The 15,542-nt window shown below is 62.2% G+C and carries 18 protein-coding genes; 10 read left to right on the top strand and 8 right to left on the bottom strand.

Translation table 11 applies throughout. From position 1 onward, the window contains the following. Positions 1–8: 8 nt before the first annotated feature. Positions 9–488 carry a DUF3576 domain-containing protein gene (locus ACTIGF_RS06390; protein WP_439636066.1) on the bottom strand — a complete coding sequence of 160 codons (480 nt, stop codon included), beginning with the start codon at positions 486–488 and terminating at the stop codon, positions 9–11. 422 nt (positions 489–910) lie between these two features. Here ACTIGF_RS06390 and ACTIGF_RS06395 point away from each other — a divergent pair, with 422 nt between their 5' ends. Then, entirely contained in the window at positions 911–1,924 is a 1,014-nt protein-coding gene (locus tag ACTIGF_RS06395; RefSeq protein WP_439636067.1) for a porin, read from the top strand. A 98-nt stretch (positions 1,925–2,022) separates the two neighbouring features. Then, a complete protein-coding gene (locus ACTIGF_RS06400; RefSeq protein WP_439636068.1) occupies positions 2,023–2,589 on the top strand; it encodes an NtrZ family periplasmic regulatory protein in 567 nt (188 codons plus the stop codon). Between the two features lie 10 nt (positions 2,590–2,599). Here ACTIGF_RS06400 and ACTIGF_RS06405 read toward each other — a convergent pair whose 3' ends face one another. Next, on the bottom strand, positions 2,600–3,217 hold the full coding sequence (locus ACTIGF_RS06405) for a thiamine phosphate synthase (protein WP_439636069.1): 618 nt from the start codon (positions 3,215–3,217) through the stop codon (positions 2,600–2,602). On the opposite strand from ACTIGF_RS06405, the gene ACTIGF_RS06410 reads away from it, so the two are divergent. After that, positions 3,216–3,911 carry a YggS family pyridoxal phosphate-dependent enzyme gene (locus ACTIGF_RS06410; RefSeq protein WP_439636070.1) on the top strand — a complete coding sequence of 232 codons (696 nt, stop codon included), beginning with the start codon at positions 3,216–3,218 and terminating at the stop codon, positions 3,909–3,911. The genes ACTIGF_RS06405 and ACTIGF_RS06410 overlap by 2 nt on opposite strands. Here ACTIGF_RS06410 and ACTIGF_RS06415 read toward each other — a convergent pair. Continuing rightward, positions 3,908–4,417 carry a L,D-transpeptidase family protein gene (locus ACTIGF_RS06415; RefSeq protein ID WP_439636071.1) on the bottom strand — a complete coding sequence of 170 codons (510 nt, stop codon included), beginning with the start codon at positions 4,415–4,417 and terminating at the stop codon, positions 3,908–3,910. The two genes, ACTIGF_RS06410 and ACTIGF_RS06415, sit on opposite strands and share 4 nt — an antisense overlap. 328 nt (positions 4,418–4,745) lie before the next feature. Here ACTIGF_RS06415 and ACTIGF_RS06420 point away from each other — a divergent pair, with 328 nt between their 5' ends. Next, positions 4,746–5,432: a response regulator transcription factor gene (locus ACTIGF_RS06420; protein WP_439636072.1), complete on the top strand. Its 687-nt coding sequence runs from the start codon at positions 4,746–4,748 to the stop codon at positions 5,430–5,432. Positions 5,433–5,766: 334 nt separating this feature from the next. On the opposite strand, the gene xth is transcribed toward ACTIGF_RS06420, so the two are convergent. From xth to ACTIGF_RS06440, 4 genes are all read right to left on the bottom strand, one after another. Continuing rightward, positions 5,767–6,576 carry an exodeoxyribonuclease III gene (xth, locus tag ACTIGF_RS06425; RefSeq protein ID WP_439636073.1) on the bottom strand — a complete coding sequence of 270 codons (810 nt, stop codon included), beginning with the start codon at positions 6,574–6,576 and terminating at the stop codon, positions 5,767–5,769. A gap of 33 nt (positions 6,577–6,609) precedes the next feature. After that, positions 6,610–7,236: a hypothetical protein gene (locus tag ACTIGF_RS06430; RefSeq protein WP_375547801.1), complete on the bottom strand. Its 627-nt coding sequence runs from the start codon at positions 7,234–7,236 to the stop codon at positions 6,610–6,612. Positions 7,237–7,543: 307 nt separating this feature from the next. Then, positions 7,544–9,589, bottom strand: a complete 2,046-nt coding sequence (locus ACTIGF_RS06435; protein ID WP_439636652.1) for a putative bifunctional diguanylate cyclase/phosphodiesterase — start codon at positions 9,587–9,589, stop codon at positions 7,544–7,546. A 221-nt stretch (positions 9,590–9,810) separates the two neighbouring features. Further along, complete coding sequence (locus ACTIGF_RS06440) at positions 9,811–10,812, bottom strand: adenosine kinase (RefSeq protein ID WP_439636074.1); 1,002 nt, start codon at positions 10,810–10,812, stop codon at positions 9,811–9,813. Positions 10,813–10,949: 137 nt separating this feature from the next. Between ACTIGF_RS06440 and ACTIGF_RS06445 the strand changes: the two genes are divergently transcribed. After that, complete coding sequence (locus ACTIGF_RS06445) at positions 10,950–11,846, top strand: ATP-grasp domain-containing protein (protein WP_439636075.1); 897 nt, start codon at positions 10,950–10,952, stop codon at positions 11,844–11,846. Here ACTIGF_RS06445 and ACTIGF_RS06450 read toward each other — a convergent pair. After that, entirely contained in the window at positions 11,843–12,427 is a 585-nt protein-coding gene (locus ACTIGF_RS06450; protein ID WP_439636076.1) for a hypothetical protein, read from the bottom strand. The genes ACTIGF_RS06445 and ACTIGF_RS06450 overlap by 4 nt on opposite strands. A 78-nt stretch (positions 12,428–12,505) precedes the next feature. On the opposite strand from ACTIGF_RS06450, the gene ACTIGF_RS06455 reads away from it, so the two are divergent. The 5 genes from ACTIGF_RS06455 to ACTIGF_RS06475 all read left to right on the top strand — a co-directional run bounded on the left by ACTIGF_RS06455 (position 12,506) and on the right by ACTIGF_RS06475 (position 15,450). Then, on the top strand, positions 12,506–12,976 hold the full coding sequence (locus ACTIGF_RS06455) for a universal stress protein (RefSeq protein WP_439636077.1): 471 nt from the start codon (positions 12,506–12,508) through the stop codon (positions 12,974–12,976). 90 nt (positions 12,977–13,066) lie between these two features. Beyond that, positions 13,067–13,627, top strand: a complete 561-nt coding sequence (locus ACTIGF_RS06460) for a NifU family protein (protein WP_439636078.1) — start codon at positions 13,067–13,069, stop codon at positions 13,625–13,627. A gap of 93 nt (positions 13,628–13,720) precedes the next feature. Beyond that, complete coding sequence (locus ACTIGF_RS06465) at positions 13,721–14,359, top strand: malonic semialdehyde reductase (RefSeq protein ID WP_439636079.1); 639 nt, start codon at positions 13,721–13,723, stop codon at positions 14,357–14,359. Positions 14,360–14,362: 3 nt separating this feature from the next. After that, a complete protein-coding gene (gene tsaB, locus ACTIGF_RS06470) occupies positions 14,363–15,010 on the top strand; it encodes a tRNA (adenosine(37)-N6)-threonylcarbamoyltransferase complex dimerization subunit type 1 TsaB (protein ID WP_439636080.1) in 648 nt (215 codons plus the stop codon). Then, positions 15,007–15,450, top strand: coding sequence for a GNAT family N-acetyltransferase (locus tag ACTIGF_RS06475; protein WP_439636081.1), 444 nt, complete (start codon positions 15,007–15,009; stop codon positions 15,448–15,450). Before tsaB ends, ACTIGF_RS06475 begins: the two co-directional genes overlap by 4 nt. The last annotated feature ends 92 nt before the right edge of the window (positions 15,451–15,542 follow it).

Consider the following 15,542-nt stretch of genomic DNA (forward strand, 5'->3'; position numbering starts at 1 on the left):
AGACGCGATTAGTCCTGAATGGTCTGGATGCGCAGCTGACGCGCACGGGTCAGAATGGCGTTCTCGATCTGGATGCGGGTCGCGGGATCAACTTCTGCGTCAACCCAACCACCGTCAGCGCCGTGAACCTGCTTGAACAACTGCACCGACAGGGCGTCAGCGCGCAGGCGCGTGTCCAGAATGTAGACCGTGGCCTTGAAGCGCTCGTTCTGAATCTCGGGATTGGCGTACCAGTCGGTGATGATGACGCCGCCAAACGGGTCCACTTCTGACAGCGGCATGAAGGACAGAACTTCCAGGGAAGAGCGCCACAGGAAGCTGTTGACGCCGATGCCGGCCTCGGGCGCATCGCTGACCTGGCCGCCACCGCCGAAAACGCCGCCCAGCAGACCACGATCCTGACTGTTGTCGCCTCGCGACGCGCAAGCTGCCAAGCTCATCACACAAGCGGCGACGGCGAACGGGGTGATCAAACGGCGAAACAACATGTAAACGGCTCCCGGCCAAGCGGTTTAGCGCCGGTTTCCGACGCGTCTTTATCTTAATGCTCTATAGCATGCCGGTGCGTGGACGCCAGTGTTGAGGCTGGCGCTCTTGGCGGTACAGCTGTTGTTTTCATGTCACAAATATTCAGTTCCGCCGCCAGATCCGGCCTGTCAGCTTGACGGTCAGCATCGGTTAAGCGGAGAAAACAAGGGCACGTCCGGGGGGACGGGGCCGTTCGGCGAGGCCACGAGTTATGACCTGTTTCCGTAAGGCGCTGATTATATGCGTCTTCTCAGGCGGGCTCGTGGCCGCGCCGACAACTGCATGGGGCCAGGCGGCTCCAGCACGCTTTTCTTTTCTCTCTGAAACCGTCTTTGAGTTTGAAGCGGATCTTGATCTCGTCGTTGGGATTGGAGAATCCGCAGTGCGAAAAGACTCGCCCTATGCCGATCTCACACTGCGTGGCTCCAGTGAAACCCTGACCGACCAAGGCTGGCGCTATGGCGTCGAGCTGGGAGCGCGTTTGACGAGCGGGGATGGACGGCGGGGTCTGGCGCGCCCGGGACTGACCGGACCTGACGTCTCAGGGCGTCCTGTCGCCGGCCTGTTGACGGGTTTGTCGGGTGAGGCCGCGCTTGACGACGCCAGCGCGCGATTGATTGCTGACCAGGCGCAGATCTATCTACAGACAGCTTGGGTGAAGTTGCGCGCCGGATTGGGCGATACTGCGGCGGAGCTGGAAGCCTCTGACCCTCTGCATGTTTTTCGTCTGACCCGCGCTCAGGGCGCTGTTTTTGATCTGAGCGGCCTGAATATCGCGGATACAGGTCTGACGCTGGCGGACGCAGCGCCGACAGTGTCCGTTCAATCCCGGCGGATCGTGGGATTGCGGTTCGCCGCGTCCTTTGCGCCGGACAGTGATCCGTGCGCTCAGGCGTGTCATCCGGCCGGGCCAGAAGTCCTGCGCGCTGATCTGGGCTCGATCTGGTCTGTGGCGGCGAGTTTTGATCGGCGCGCGCCGTCCACCGGCGTACGCTGGAGCGCATCCCTGGGCTTTGAGACGGCGCAAGCACAGGGACCGGTCGCCGGCCTGTTCGGCGATCCCTGGCTGATGCGCGGCGAGTTGGTGCGGCAGGCTGGCGATCTGACCCTCAGCCTGTCCGGTCTGACGGGGTCTGACGGCTATCAGGACGCTGAATACGACAGTATTGGCTTTGGGTTGGCGTACGAGCAGGGCGACTGGCTCTACGGGGCTGAGCTGGGGTATGGCCAGTCCGACCTGGTCAGCACAGAGACCGCCAGCGTTCTCTTGGGCGCGTCCCGGTTGGTCGGGGCGAACGGATTGCTGGGTCTCGGGGTGATGAGCGTGCGTGAAAGCGCGGCTGGAATGGATCGCGACAGCGTCCAAGTGCTTGTAGAGACAGGGTTGCGTTTTTGACACGCCCCAAGCGGATTGTGCCGGTCAGCCTCTTTCGGCGCCTTACAAGCGTCACACGGCTACGCTATGTTCGATTTTGAACCTGTTGGGATGGACTGATGCGTTTGAACACGCTCCTTGCGACACTGCTGTGTACCGGCGCTCTTTGCGCCGGAACCAGCGCGTATGCGCAAGAGTCCAATACCGAGAATGCGTTCGCGTTGACGGGCGGCGCCAGCCTGGCGCCCGTGCTTGACCCGTTCACGCTGTCCTTGCGCACGTTTGATGCGCTGGACGCTGCTCCTGACGCTGTGATGTCTGATCCCGTGGCCCTGCCCTCGCGCCCGACCGTCATTGATGATCGCGGCTCGGCCTCGGCCTTGCCCTGGTATGAGCGGTTCACGCTTGCGCCGTCCGCCACGCGGTCGGTCTGGGCTCAGCCGTCTGACGAGTTTCAGCTTCAGGCGGGCGACCGTTGGGGCGTGACGCTGGGCTATACTGCGCCTGCGCGCGGTGATCAGGGCGTGGATCTGGAAGATTTCAGCGCCGGCGCCTTTATCGAGTTTTCAGACCATTTCCGCTTTGGCGGCGAGGTGCGGTTCACCTCTCCCGAAGAGCAGGTGTTTGGTGAAGACGGTGAGGACAAGGCGCCGGAAATCCGGTTCGAGTCCGCCTTCCGCTTCTAGGATCTAGCTGCTAGCTCTGCGTAGAGCCTGACAGGGCGCCGACCGCGCCAACCCCTGAAATTCCTAAATGATTGAGCCGTTTGATGGTGCGTGTATTGACGCCGCCAAGCGCATACACAGGCATTGGGTTGGGGCGCGCCAGGGCGGCCAGCCGGAATACGCCCATCGGGCGTGTGGCGCTGGGACTGCGAGAGGGAAAGACTGTCGAGACGAAGGCGAAATCCGCCAGGCCTTGCGCGCGGCGCAGCGCCGACGGGCTATGCGTGCTGGTGGAGATCAGTCCGTGAGAGAGTCTCACATTGGCTCCGGTCAGCCAGCGTTCCGGCCAATGGACGCCGTCCGCGCCGCTCTCAAAAGCCAGCTCAGGCTCCGCCGCGATCAGGCACAGTCCGCCCTTGTCATGTCGGATTGTCACAAGATCAGCGGCTTGCGCGTGAAGGTCGTCACGCCCGAAAAATCTCAAAATCAATCCGACGCCGTCCGGAAGCGCGCAGGCCAGAGCCTTGAGATCCGGCGTGCGCTCGGGATCGGTCAGGCAAAACAGAGCCGGCAAGCCCTGTCGGGGGCCGTCCAATGCGTCCGCCAGCCTTGCCAGACGGCCTGCGCCGTCATACCCAGTCATCGCCATGACAGACCTATATCCCAATTCCGTTGACGGCGTCGCTGCTGCGCGCGCCGAGATTTTGACCCGTATCGCCAGAGCGGCCAAGCAGGCGGGGCGGCCAGCCGATGCGATTGATCTGGTCGCCGTATCCAAGGTCCAGCCCGATGAGCGGATCGACGCCATGCTGGCCACGGGTCAGCGTATTTTTGGCGAAAACCGGGTGCAAGAAGCGCAAGCTCGCTGGAGCGAACGCCGCGTCGCCCATCCGGATTTGCAATTGCGCCTTATCGGACCGCTTCAGACCAACAAGGCGGAGGATGCCTGCGCCTTGTTTGACGTCATCGAGACGCTGGACCGTGAGAAGCTCGCGGGCGCTCTGGTCAAGGCGATGGAGAAAACCGGCCGGACGCCCCGGCTCTATGTGCAGGTCAATACCGGCGACGAACCCCAGAAGGCGGGTCTGGCGGTCGGTGAGAGCGTGGAGTTCGTCAAGCATTGCCAGTCTGATCTGGGGCTTCAGATCGAAGGGCTGATGTGCATTCCGCCGGTCGAGGAACCCGCCGCGCCGCATTTCGCGCTTCTGGCTAAGCTTGCTGCGCGTGCCGGGCTTGAGAAGCTATCCATGGGGATGAGTTCGGATTTCGAACTGGGCGTGCGCCTGGGCGCGACATCGGTCCGTGTGGGCTCGGCGCTGTTTGGCGAGCGGGCGAAGCGCTAGGGCGTGATCTCGATCCAGTCATCGGTTGTCAGTCGGCTGACAAGCTCGATGAGCTGGTCCCGCGCAATCGCAACGCAGCCCTCTGTGGGTTTGAACTCCGGGGAGGCGCAATGCAGGAAGATGGCCGAGCCGGCGCCTGGCTGCGGCGGATCGTCATTATGGCCCAGCACCACCACCAGATCATACAGACCGTCTTCACGTGTCATCGTCTCGCAGGACGCTCGGTAGGGCAGGCGCACGGGCAGGTTATAGGCCGGATCTGACGCCGCATCGCACCAGCCGTCATCCGGGCGGATCGGATCGATCACCAGCGCGGTGTCCGGCTTGTCGATGCGGTCCGCGCGCCAATACGCGCGGCGCACCCGCCAGCGACCGATCGGACTGGCGCCATCGCCTTCAGACTTCAGCTCCGCCGCGATCACGCCCGAACGCCCCAGCGCGCAAGGGGCGTTGAAATCAGGTCCGTATACGGCGGCCTTATGGGCGCTTGCGCAGTATACCGTCATCACGAAACTCCTGCATGGCCGCGGACTATCCCTTATGTGAAACACAGTTCGGGCGTCGTATGAGGGTCGGCGACGGGGCACTTATCGCCTTTAGCCAAAGCGTTAGCGTACCCCGTTCGCCTCCCCCACCACGGCGGGCGGCCTCACGAAAAAATTCGCAAGGCTCACAAAGGCGTCAGGCAAGTTTCACGCCGTTTGGAGTACACCCGCCTTGTATTGAGATTGCGCGTTTGCAGTTGCGCAATCAGGTGCGGACAGGCAAGGCTTACCGGTGAATATTGACCGGTTGGCGCAGTTTGCCGGGCCCCGCCTGACTGGAGACAGAGCCATGACGAACAAGAAAACAATCCTTCTGGTTGATGATGATGACGATCTGCGCGAAGCCCTGGCCGAGCAGTTCAGCTTTGAAGATGACTTCAAGGTGCTCACCGCCGACGCCGCCAAGCCGGGCATGGAGCTCGCTCGCTCCGAGCCGGTAGACATCATCATTTTCGATGTGGGCCTGCCCGACATGGACGGCCGCGAGGCTTGCCGCCATTTGCGCAAGGATGGCGTGAACACCCCGATCCTTCTGCTCACCGCCCAGTCCGGCGACGCCGATCATGTCTTGGGACTACGTTCGGGCGCAGATGATTTCCTCGCCAAGCCGATCAGCTTCGTGGTGTTGCTTGAACGCGTGCAATCCCAACTGCGCCGGCACCAGCAAAGCGAAGACGCCGTGTTGCAGGTGGGTCCTTACCGGTTCAAGCCGTCCATGAAGCTTCTGGTGGACGGGGAAGAACGCAAGACGCGGCTGACCGAGAAAGAAACCAATATTCTCAAATACCTCTATCGCGCGGGCGGCCAGCCCGTGGCGCGAGAGGAATTGCTCGATCAGGTGTGGGGCTATCACCGTGAAGCCAACACCCACACGCTGGAAACCCATGTGTATCGTCTGCGCCAGAAGATCGAGCCCGACCCCCAGCACGCCCGGCTCCTGATCACTGAGAGTGGCGGGTACCGGTTGCAGATGTAGGTGATTCGTAAATCAAGCCTCAAATTGAGTTCCATACCGCACCCAAACAGATGAATCTCAGCGACTAAAGATCAATTAAATCAAAGTGTTGTTTCATTATCCGTGGATAACTAGTTTGACCTAGTAGACTCATACTACGGAGCGGAGTCAGAATTAGGGCATGCAGTAGTTCAAGTACTGCATGCCCTAGTCAGTTTTGAGCTCTTGAGTAATCTTGGGCTGGCTAGCAGACCGGTTGCGGGTCACCTAAAGGAGGGCAGTGCATAGCGCTGTCCTCTCTTTGTTTGAATCATGCGATACTGATTCTTTGTGGTCAAGACGAAGCTAGTTTCGTTTACCCCAGACGCAGCGTCACTGGCGCATGGTCTGAGGGTTTCTCCCAGCTGCGCGCTTCGTCCCAGATCCTGAAGCTGTCGCGGCCGTCCTTGAGGGCGGCATCCTTCAGCGCCGGGCTGACCCAGATATGGTCGAGACGACGGCCTCGGTTGGAGGCGCGCCAGTCCTTGCTGCGATAGCTCCACCAGGTGAACAGCTTTTCGGGTTCGTCGATCAGTTCACGCGCCACGTCGAGATACTCGCCCGCTTGCATCCAGGCGTTCAGCGCGTCCACCTCCACTGGAGTGTGGGAGACGACTTTGAGGAGTTGTTTGTGGGACCAGACATCATGTTCGCGCGGGGCGATGTTGAAATCGCCGACCAGCACGATTGGCGCGTTTTCCTTGGCGCGATCCGCGGCATAGCCCTTGAGTCGGTCCAGAAACTCCAGCTTGTGCTTGAAGCGGGGATTGATCTCGGGGTCAGGCTCGTCGCCGCCCGCCGGGATGTAATAGTTCTGCAGTTCGACGCCGTTGACGAGGACACGCTGAAAGCGGGCTTCGCCACGAGGGCAGAGCGCGTCCTGGTCCAGCACCTCGATCGGGGTGCGCGACGCGATGGCGACGCCGTGCAGGCCTTTCTGACCCACAATGTGCAAATGGGGAAGGCCCATCTCCTCAAAGGCTGCGCGCGGAAACTGATCGGGCAGGCATTTGATTTCCTGCAAGGCGATCACGTCCGGCTTCGCCTCTTGCACAAAGCTCGCCACATGCGGGGCGCGCAGGCGGACCGAATTGATGTTCCAGGTGGCGAGGGTGAACGGGGTCATGGCAAATCCTGCAAGAAAGGCGCGTCGATGAGATCAGAGAATATTGTAGGTGGCGCCGGCGACGCCAACGGGCCAGCGCCCGCGCACATATAGCCGCCAACGCGCCAGGAAGGGGTGCGGCGGCTCTTCGTCTTCCGCTTCGGCCATCAGCACCAGCACAGCGCCATGGGCGGCCTGCACCAGCCCGCCGGCGGCGGCGTTGATCACGGTTTCATCAAACATGTCATCCATGGAAGCGCTGGCTTCGGCGGCTTCCTTGGCGAGCTCGCCGATTTTCGACGCCACAAGCGTCAACGCGGCCTGCAGCGCTTGCTCGTCCAGCCGCTCCAGCGCGCGCTCGACCAGGGCGGAGCGTTGCATTTCCTCCGCCTCCCAGGCCCAGGGGTCCCGGTCCAGGGTTTCCGCCGCCGCAATGGCGTCTGACCAGTCGCCCATCTCCGCGGGTTCGGCCTCGGGCATGCCCAGACCGTCCAGATAGGCGCGGGCCAGGGCCAGTTCACGTGAATCGAGCGGTTCGCCGAGCCGCGAGAAAAAAGCGGGATCACCGACGGATTCCGCGAAGGCGCGCGCTTTGTACAAAAGGGGGATTTCATCAAGCAGGCGCGCAATCTCGTCTTCCGCGCCGCTATAGTCCGAAGGGGAGGGATCAAAATCGGTCATGCCCCCTGTTTAACGCGCCTTGCCTGAAGACGACAGCGATCATGATAGTGCGGCTGAACGAAAATCGCCCGGCGACCTGGGGTGAAGTCGCCGGGCGTTTCGCCTCGCGTCCATCAGGGAAGATGACGCGTCGCCATGACGTTGGGGGGAACGCCACGACATCCTGAAGCGTCGGGGGGACGGCGCGCATTCAGGAGCAGCCCTCAGCTGCAGGTGTAAGAATGCCACAGAGTTTTAGAAAAGCGAATTAAAAAGTGGAAATATCTTGTGCGTGATATTTATACATCTATTCGCGATGGAACCGGAACTAGCCGGCCACACTTTCCTGACCGCCCGCCGAAGCAAATGAGACCAGTTCGGCGAAGGGCATGGGGCGGCCGAACAGATACCCCTGAGCCAGCGTCGCGCCCAGCGCCCGCAGGGCCTGATGCTGGTCATGGGTTTCGACGCCTTCGGCCACTGTTTTCAGCTTCAGCGATTTGGCCATGGCGAGAATGGTCTCGACCACGATACGGGCGTGCTCGTCCTGGCTCATGTCGCGCACGAAACTCTGGTCGATCTTGAAGACGTCAAAGGGCATGCGCGTCAGGTATGACAAGGAGGAGTGACCGGTGCCGAAATCGTCGATGGCGAAGGTCACGCCCAACCGGCGCAGCGGCTCGATCTGTTCGATCACACGTTCAGGCTCGCGCATGGCGGTGGATTCGGTCAGCTCGAGTTCAAGAAATTCGGGCGGAAGGCCGGAATCCTGCAGCGCTTCCAGAACCGTCTGGGAGAAGCCTTCGCTCTCAAACTGCATGGCGGAGACGTTCACCGCCACCGGCAGATCGAACCCGCGCTCTCGCAATTGCTGGGCTTCATGGCAGGCCCGGCGCAGCACCCAGTCGCCGATTTCACCGATCAGGCCGCATTCTTCCGCCGCCTGGATGAAGGCGCCGGGCGACAACAGACCCGCCGTCGGGTGGCGCCAGCGCACCAGCGCTTCTGAGCCGGCGATGGAGCCGTCCACCATGGAGACCTTGGGTTGGTAGAAAACCACAAGCTGGTCGTCGCGCACGGCTTCACGCAGCTCGTTTTCCAGCACCAGACGCTCGAATGCGCTCTGGTTCATGGAGGTCTCGAAGAATTCGCAGGCATTGCCGCCGGCGCGTTTCACCGACGCCATGGCCAGATCGGCGTGACGCAGCAGGGTTTCAGGGTCTGAGCCGTCGCGCGGGAAACAGGCGATGCCGGCGGAAATGCCCAGAAAGACCTGATGGCCCGAGATTTCGAAGGGTCGACGGACTGAATCCACGATGCGGCGCGCCAGGCGCGCGGCGTCGGCGCTATCGCGCAGGCGCGGCAGCAGAACAGTGAATTCATCCCCGCCCAGGCGCGCAACCATGGAGGGTTCCTTGGTCAGATCGCCCTGAGACAGGTCCCAGCCGCGCACCGCTTCACGCAGACGGCGTCCGACGGCTTCAAGCAGACGGTCGCCCTCGCCGATGCCCAGAGAGTCATTGACGCGTTTGAACCGGTCGAGATCAAGAAACAGGATTGCGCCTTCTTCGCCGGCGTCAGACGCCTCGCGCGCCACCCGCTCGACTTCCTTGCGGAAGCGTTCGCGGTTGGGCAGTTCGGTGATCATGTCCACATAGGCCAGACGATGCACGCGCTTCACGGACGCGTCGAGGCGCGCGAACATGCGGTTAAATGCGTTCGCCAGCACTTCCAGCTCGTCGCCAGTATGCACTTCGATGCGCAGATCCAGTTTGCGAGAGGAGGCCAGGCGCGCCGCTTCGGTCAGGCGACGGACAGGACCCAGCGCCTTGCGCACGATCAGCGCGACCAGCGGCAGGAACACGATCAGCGCCGCCGCAGCGATCACCACTTGGCGAATAATGATGTCGATCGCCGGGGTCACCACGGCGGACATGGGCACGGTGGCGACCACCGCGCCGATCAGACGGCCGTTGAAGAACACAGGCTCGGCGACACGAATGTCATCGCCCACGCGCTCAACGCGGGTGTCCACAGCGCCGATGGCGGATTGCACCAGATGGTCCGCGGCGCGATCACCGACGCCATAGGGAACCTCTCCGTTGAGCGCCAGCACGCGTCCGTTCACGTCGGCGACATAGACGGAGCTGACATCCGCACGCTCGCCGAAATCAGCCAGAAGGCGATTGGTCAGCCCGTCGATGTCGCTGATGGCGATGGCGTTGGCGGCGGTGGAGGTGAACAGTTCGGTGATCAGCTCGGCATGCACCAGGCCGGCTGTATTATTGTCCTGGGATTTAAGCTGGTATTCGACAGCCATGAGCGCGGTCGTCGCAGCGACGAGGATCACCCCGCAAAGCAAAGTGAACTTCATCACCAGAGATCGCATCACTCTGGAAATTGCGTGTCTGATAGGCGCCATCAGGACCCCAGCTGCAGGCGAAAGGCGTGCGGAATGCACACGAAACACCGTCAGGCTGAACTGATGTGCTAAAAATCAGGTTAAGGACGAAGAGAAAAGTCAAAAAGGACCCCGCCGCGGGCGGAGTCCTTGATGAAGTCTTATACACTTTGCAGATCAGTACAGGCTGGATTTTAGTCCAGCGTGACGCCTTTTTGCGCCGCCAGATCCTTCAGCGAGACAAGCGGACGCGCGCCCATGTGCGAGATCACCTCGGCGGCGGCGATGACGCCCAGACGGCCGCATGTGCGCAGATCTGCGCCGCGCGAATACCCGGCCAGGAAGCCGGCGGCGAACTGATCGCCTGCCCCGGTGGTGTCCACAATGGTGTCAACGGGATCAGCGTCCACGCGCACTTCTTCATCGCCGGACACGATCACGGCGCCCTTTTCAGAGCGGGTGATGGCGGCGACGCGGGTTTCGGCGCGCACTTTCGCAAGGGCCGTTTCAAAATCATCGACTTCGTAGAGCGCCTTGATCTCGGCCTCATTGGCGAACAGCACGTCGATATGGTTTTTCACCAGATGGCGGAAGCTGTCGCGGTGACGTTCCACGCAGAAGGTGTCCGACAGGGTCAGGGCCACGCGGCGATCTGCGGCCTGGGCGAGCTCGGAGGCGCGCACAAAAGCGGCTTTCGCTTCAGGGCGGTCAAACAGATAGCCTTCCAGGAAGGTCACGGTCGCGGATTTCACCAGCTCAGGGTCGATATCGGCTTCGTCCATCATGGTGGACGCGCCCAGGAAGGTGTTCATGGCCCGGCGCGCATCCTCCGGCACGGCGATCAGGCAACGTGCTGTGGATGGACCGTTCGTCAGCGGCTTGGTGTCGTAATGCACGCCGATCGAGCGCAGGTCGTGGGCGAAAACCTCGCCCAGCTGGTCGTCAGCGACCTTGCCGATATAGGCGCCGCGCACGCCGAGGCTCGCGACGCCCGCCAATGAATTGGCCGCCGAACCGCCCGAGATTTCCTGTGCGGGTGGGAAGGCTTCGTACAAAGCCTGCGCCCGGTCTTCGTCAATCAGCAGCATGGCGTCCTTGGCCAGACCGTGTTGCTCGATGAAGGCGTCATTCACAGACGCGAGCACGTCCACAATGGCGTTGCCGACGCCAAGAACGTCGTAGCGGGTTTCGGTCATGTGAGGATCATCCTGAAGCTGAAATCGGGGGGCGTGTACCGCGGGGGCACGGCAAACTCAACCCGCAGAAGGGTTCTGGAAAACCTCTATGGGACGGGTTAAGCGGTTGCGCCAGCGCCATCTGACCGAGGAAGCCCATGACCCGCATCTGTTTTCTGACCTCCGCCGACATGATGAAGGATCGTCCGGGCGCTCGCGACGACTGGTTCGAGTTCGATCTTGAATTCGGCGCCCTGTCCAAAGCCTGCCAGGCGGAAGGGATCTCGCTGGAAGCGTGCATCTGGGACCAGCCTTTCGACGCTTCGGTCTATGACGGTTTCATGGTGGGAACGGTTTGGGATTATCCACCCAAGCTGCAGCTCTTTCTCGAGACGCTGGATCGACTGAATACGATTGCGCCGGTCTATAACAGCCCGGCTCTGGTGCGCTGGAACATCGAGAAAACCTATCTCAAGGCGCTGGATGACGCGGGCGCCCCCTCCATCCTGACGCTCTGGGCGGACAAGGCGGACGCCGAAGCGGTGCAGGCAGGGTTTGACCGGTTTGGCGGCGACAAGATCGTGGTGAAACCGCTGGTGGGCGGCGGCGCCTGGCGTCAGGCGCTGGTCAAAAAGGGCGAAGCCCTGCCCGCGGCGGACGATCTGCCGCTGGGCGCCTGCCTGATCCAGCCTTTCCTGCCGGGCGTGCCTGAAGAAGGCGAATACTCTATGATCTTCTTTGGCGGGCGCTTCTCCCACGCGCTCAACAAGCGGCCCAAATCGGGCGATTACCGGGTGCAGTCGCTTTATGGCGCTACTGAAGCGCGCTGGCAGCCGTCAGACGCGGACCTGGCTTTGGCGCGTGAGGTGCTGAGCGTCGCGCGGAAGATTACTGGCGAGGACGAGTTTCTATACGCCCGCGTGGACATGGTGCGCGGTCTGGACGGCGGTCTGGCGGTGATGGAGCTCGAAATTATCGAGCCCTATCTCTACCCCGAACAAGGCCCTGAGATGGGCGCGGTGTTCGTCGAGGCGCTGAAAGACAAGCTCGCCTAACCCGCGTCCGGTTTGGCGGTGAAGCGCGTGATCAGCGCTTCGGGGTCGTAGGGCACAGGGCGTCCGGGACGGAAGGTGAAGGCCAGATAGCCGCCGAGCGCCGCAAACGGCAGACCCGCCAGCGCCAGCATGGCGCTTTGTGCATTAAGCAACATCCAGCCGATGAAGCTGATCGCCATGCTGGCCATCGCCACCCCGACCCCGCCCAGGATCAGCCTTGAGCCCAGGGATTGCCCTTCAGTGAAGCGCACCGTGTCGAACCAGGGACGCAAGGCCTCGTGCAGGGCGACCAGAAGCGTTTGGAACTCCAACGCATTATCTTCCCAGTCGCTCAAGGAAGCGGCGCGACGACTGCCAAACAGGATCTCGCCTGACGGGCCGGTCACCCGGCACACGACCTGGCTTTGAGCGCCCGCCATCTCCACGGACAACCGCACGCCGTTGACGGCGTCCAGCGCAATCCGGCGCTCGAGCCGCCCCTCTTCCACCCATTCGATACGATCGGCGTACAGCATGATCTGACGCGCCGGGCGCAGGGCGTTGCGTTGATCCGTGATCTGGGCGATCGGGGCGTCGGTCATGGCGATATGTCTCAGCGGGCTGCGTCATGCGCCCTCTTGCCGGAAATGACGGAACGCGGCAACGTCGCAGACATGAGCATGCCGCGTAAATTCCTTCTCATCGCCGACGGGACTGAAGAAAGCCGCTCCGCCGCCTATTTCGCCGCGCGCCGCGCCCGCAATACGGGCGGGGTCGTCACCGTGCTGGCCGTGGTGGACACCGAAGGCGGGTTCGAGCACTGGCTGGGCGTGGGTGAAACCATGCGCGCGGAAGCCCGCGAAGCCGCCGAGGCCGCGCTTGAAAGCCTGTCAGAGGATGTCGAAGAGGTCACGGAGACCCGCCCGGAAGTGATCTTGCGCGATGGCGATCTGATCGAGGCCTTGCGGGAATTGCTGGAGACGGACCCGGCGATTTCAATCCTGGTCCTGGGGGCGTCGACCGGCAAGGACGGGCCCGGCCCGCTGGTCAGCGCGCTGGGTCGCGGCAAGGGCCTGTTTGAAGATCGCACCATTCCAGTGACGGTGGTGCCGGGCAATCTGTCACGCGCCGATATCAAGGCGCTGACCTGATCGGGCAGGATCCCCTACTGCGTCTGGGGTTGAACGCCGTCGCGCCACGGGCCATTTCAAGGGTTCACTGACCCGCGCAGGATGCCCGATATGTTTATTCAGACCGAAGACACCCCGAACCCGGATACGCTGAAATTCCTGCCCGGCCAGTCCGTTTCCATGGAAGGTCCGCGTGATTTCGCGACGCCCGAAGACGCGGAAGGCTCGTATCTGGCGCGAGAACTGTTTCGTGTGGATGGCGTGATCCGGGTGTTCGCCGGTCAGGACTTCATCTCGGTGACCAAGGCTGAAGGCGTGGACTGGCCCCATATCAAGCCGGCCGTGCTGGGCGCGATCATGGATTGCCTGGAAAGCGACAAGGCGCTCTTCGGCGACGTCGAGCACGACGGTCACGCTGTTTATGAGGGTGAAGCCGCCGGCATCGTCAAAGAGATCAAGGATGTCATCGACACCCGCGTCCGCCCCGCCGTGGCGCGCGATGGCGGCGACATCGTCTTTCACAGCTATGATGAAGGCTCCGGCGTGGTGCAGCTTCACATGCGCGGCGCCTGTGCGGGCTGTCCCTCCTCGACCCTGACGCTCAAGCAGGGCATTGAAAACCTGCTCAAGCACTATGTGCCTGAAGTGAGCAGCGTCGAGGCTGTGCTTTAATCGCTTCAGAACCAAATCAGACAAGTATGGTCGATCTTCAAGTTGATCGCCTTCAGGCTGAATCACTCGTTTTTTCGTATCGGAGCCGCTTTTATGACCGACACCCAAGCCCCGCTCGCCCTGGAAGACCGTCATTCGGTGCTGCCCGATCATGCGCTGGACCAGCTGTTTCGCGGCGCCCGCACCTTCTATTCGTGGGAAGACAAACAGGTGTCGGAAACCACGATCCGCGCGCTTTACGAGCTGCTGCAATATGGTCCGACCAGCGCGAACCAGTCCCCGGCGCGCTTCTTGTTCCTGCAAGGCGACCATCAGGCGCGCCTGAAGCCGCATCTGATTGAACCCAATATCGAGAAGACCGTCACGGCGCCGGTGACGGTGGTTCTGGCCTGGGACTGGAACTTCCATGAGAAGATTCCCCAGCTCTTCCCGCATAATCCTGAAGCCAAGGACTGGTTTGAGTCAGACGAAGCCCGCTTTGAAAACGGCTTTCGCAACAGCACCCTGCAAGGCGCCTATCTGATCATGGCGGCTCGCTCTCTGGGTCTGGATTGCGGCCCGATGTCAGGCTTTGACAAGGATGGCGTCGACGAGGAATTCTTCAAGAATGATCCCGAAATGGGCGCCTGGCGCTCCAATTTCCTGATTAATCTTGGATACGGCACCACTGAGACACTGTTCCCGCGCCTGCCGAAGCTCAGCTTCGACGAAGGCGCCAAGCTGATGAAGTAAGCCATGAGCGAACCCGCCTTTCTGGTGGTGGATACGATCGGTCCCTGGTGCGCCTGTGCGGTGAAAGCCGGGGATCAGGTCGTAATGCGGGCTGAAGAGATCGGCCGCGGCCATGCCGAACGCCTGGCGCCCATGGTGTCTGAAGCGCTCGAGGAAGCCGGGATCAGCCCGCAAACGCTGGTCAGGATCGGCGTCAATGTGGGCCCGGGCGGTTTCGCCGGCACGCGCGTCGGCGTCGCGTTCGCGCGCGGACTGGCGCTCTCGACCGGGGCGAAGGCGCTGGGCGTGTCCAATCTGGATGCTCTGGCCTTGCGCACAGACCCAAAGGGCGAGCATACGGTGATGGTTATCCATGACGCCAGGCGCGGCGATCTGATTTGGCGGCTCTACACGCATGGACGTCCGGTGACCGAGGTGAGTTACGGCAACGCCCATGACGCGCAAGATGAGATGGAAGCCTTTGGCGGCCTGTATCTGACCGGTTCAGGTGCGGCGCTGGTCGGCGCGGATCCGAGCCATTTCGATCCCGCGCCGCCCTTGCGCGAACTGCTGCAGCTGACCGAAGCCGCGCCTGCTGAGGCTCCCGCTCCTTCTCCCCTGTATGCGCGACCGCCGGATGCGAAACTGCCCGGCGGCCATACGCCGGCATGATCGAGCCTGAGGGGTTTGAAGCCGGAGCTGAAGCGGCGGCGCTTTTCGCTGCGCTGCACGCCGCGTGTTTTCCAGACCCCTGGAGCGAGGCGGACTTTGCCCGCTTGCTGGCGTCGTCCGGCGTCAAAGGACTGATCGCGCGGTCTGAAGAGATCCCGCAAGGCCTGTCGCTGATCCGTTCAGTGGCGGGGGAATGCGAGCTTTTGACCATCGGTGTTCTGCCCGATGCGCGCCGTTCGGGCGTCGGGGCGTTCTTGCTGGAGCAAAGCGAGGCGGCGGCGCGCCGCTCGGGCGCCCGGCGATTGTTTTTGGAAGTGTCGGAGCGCAATACGGCCGCGAGCGCCCTATATGAGGGGGCGGGCTATCGTCAGATCGGCTTGCGCAAGAGATATTATCGCGACGGGACCGCCGCACGGGTTCTGGCGCGCGATCTGGTCTGACATCGAAGTCGCGCGACATATGGACACGCCCCGCCGAGGCTGGCTATCAATGACAGAACGGGGCGCACGCCCCACAGGTTAGGGAGTTGGCG

It is taken from the genome of Oceanicaulis sp. (assembly GCF_051859625.1).
Taxonomy (GTDB): Bacteria; Pseudomonadota; Alphaproteobacteria; order Caulobacterales; family Maricaulaceae; genus Oceanicaulis.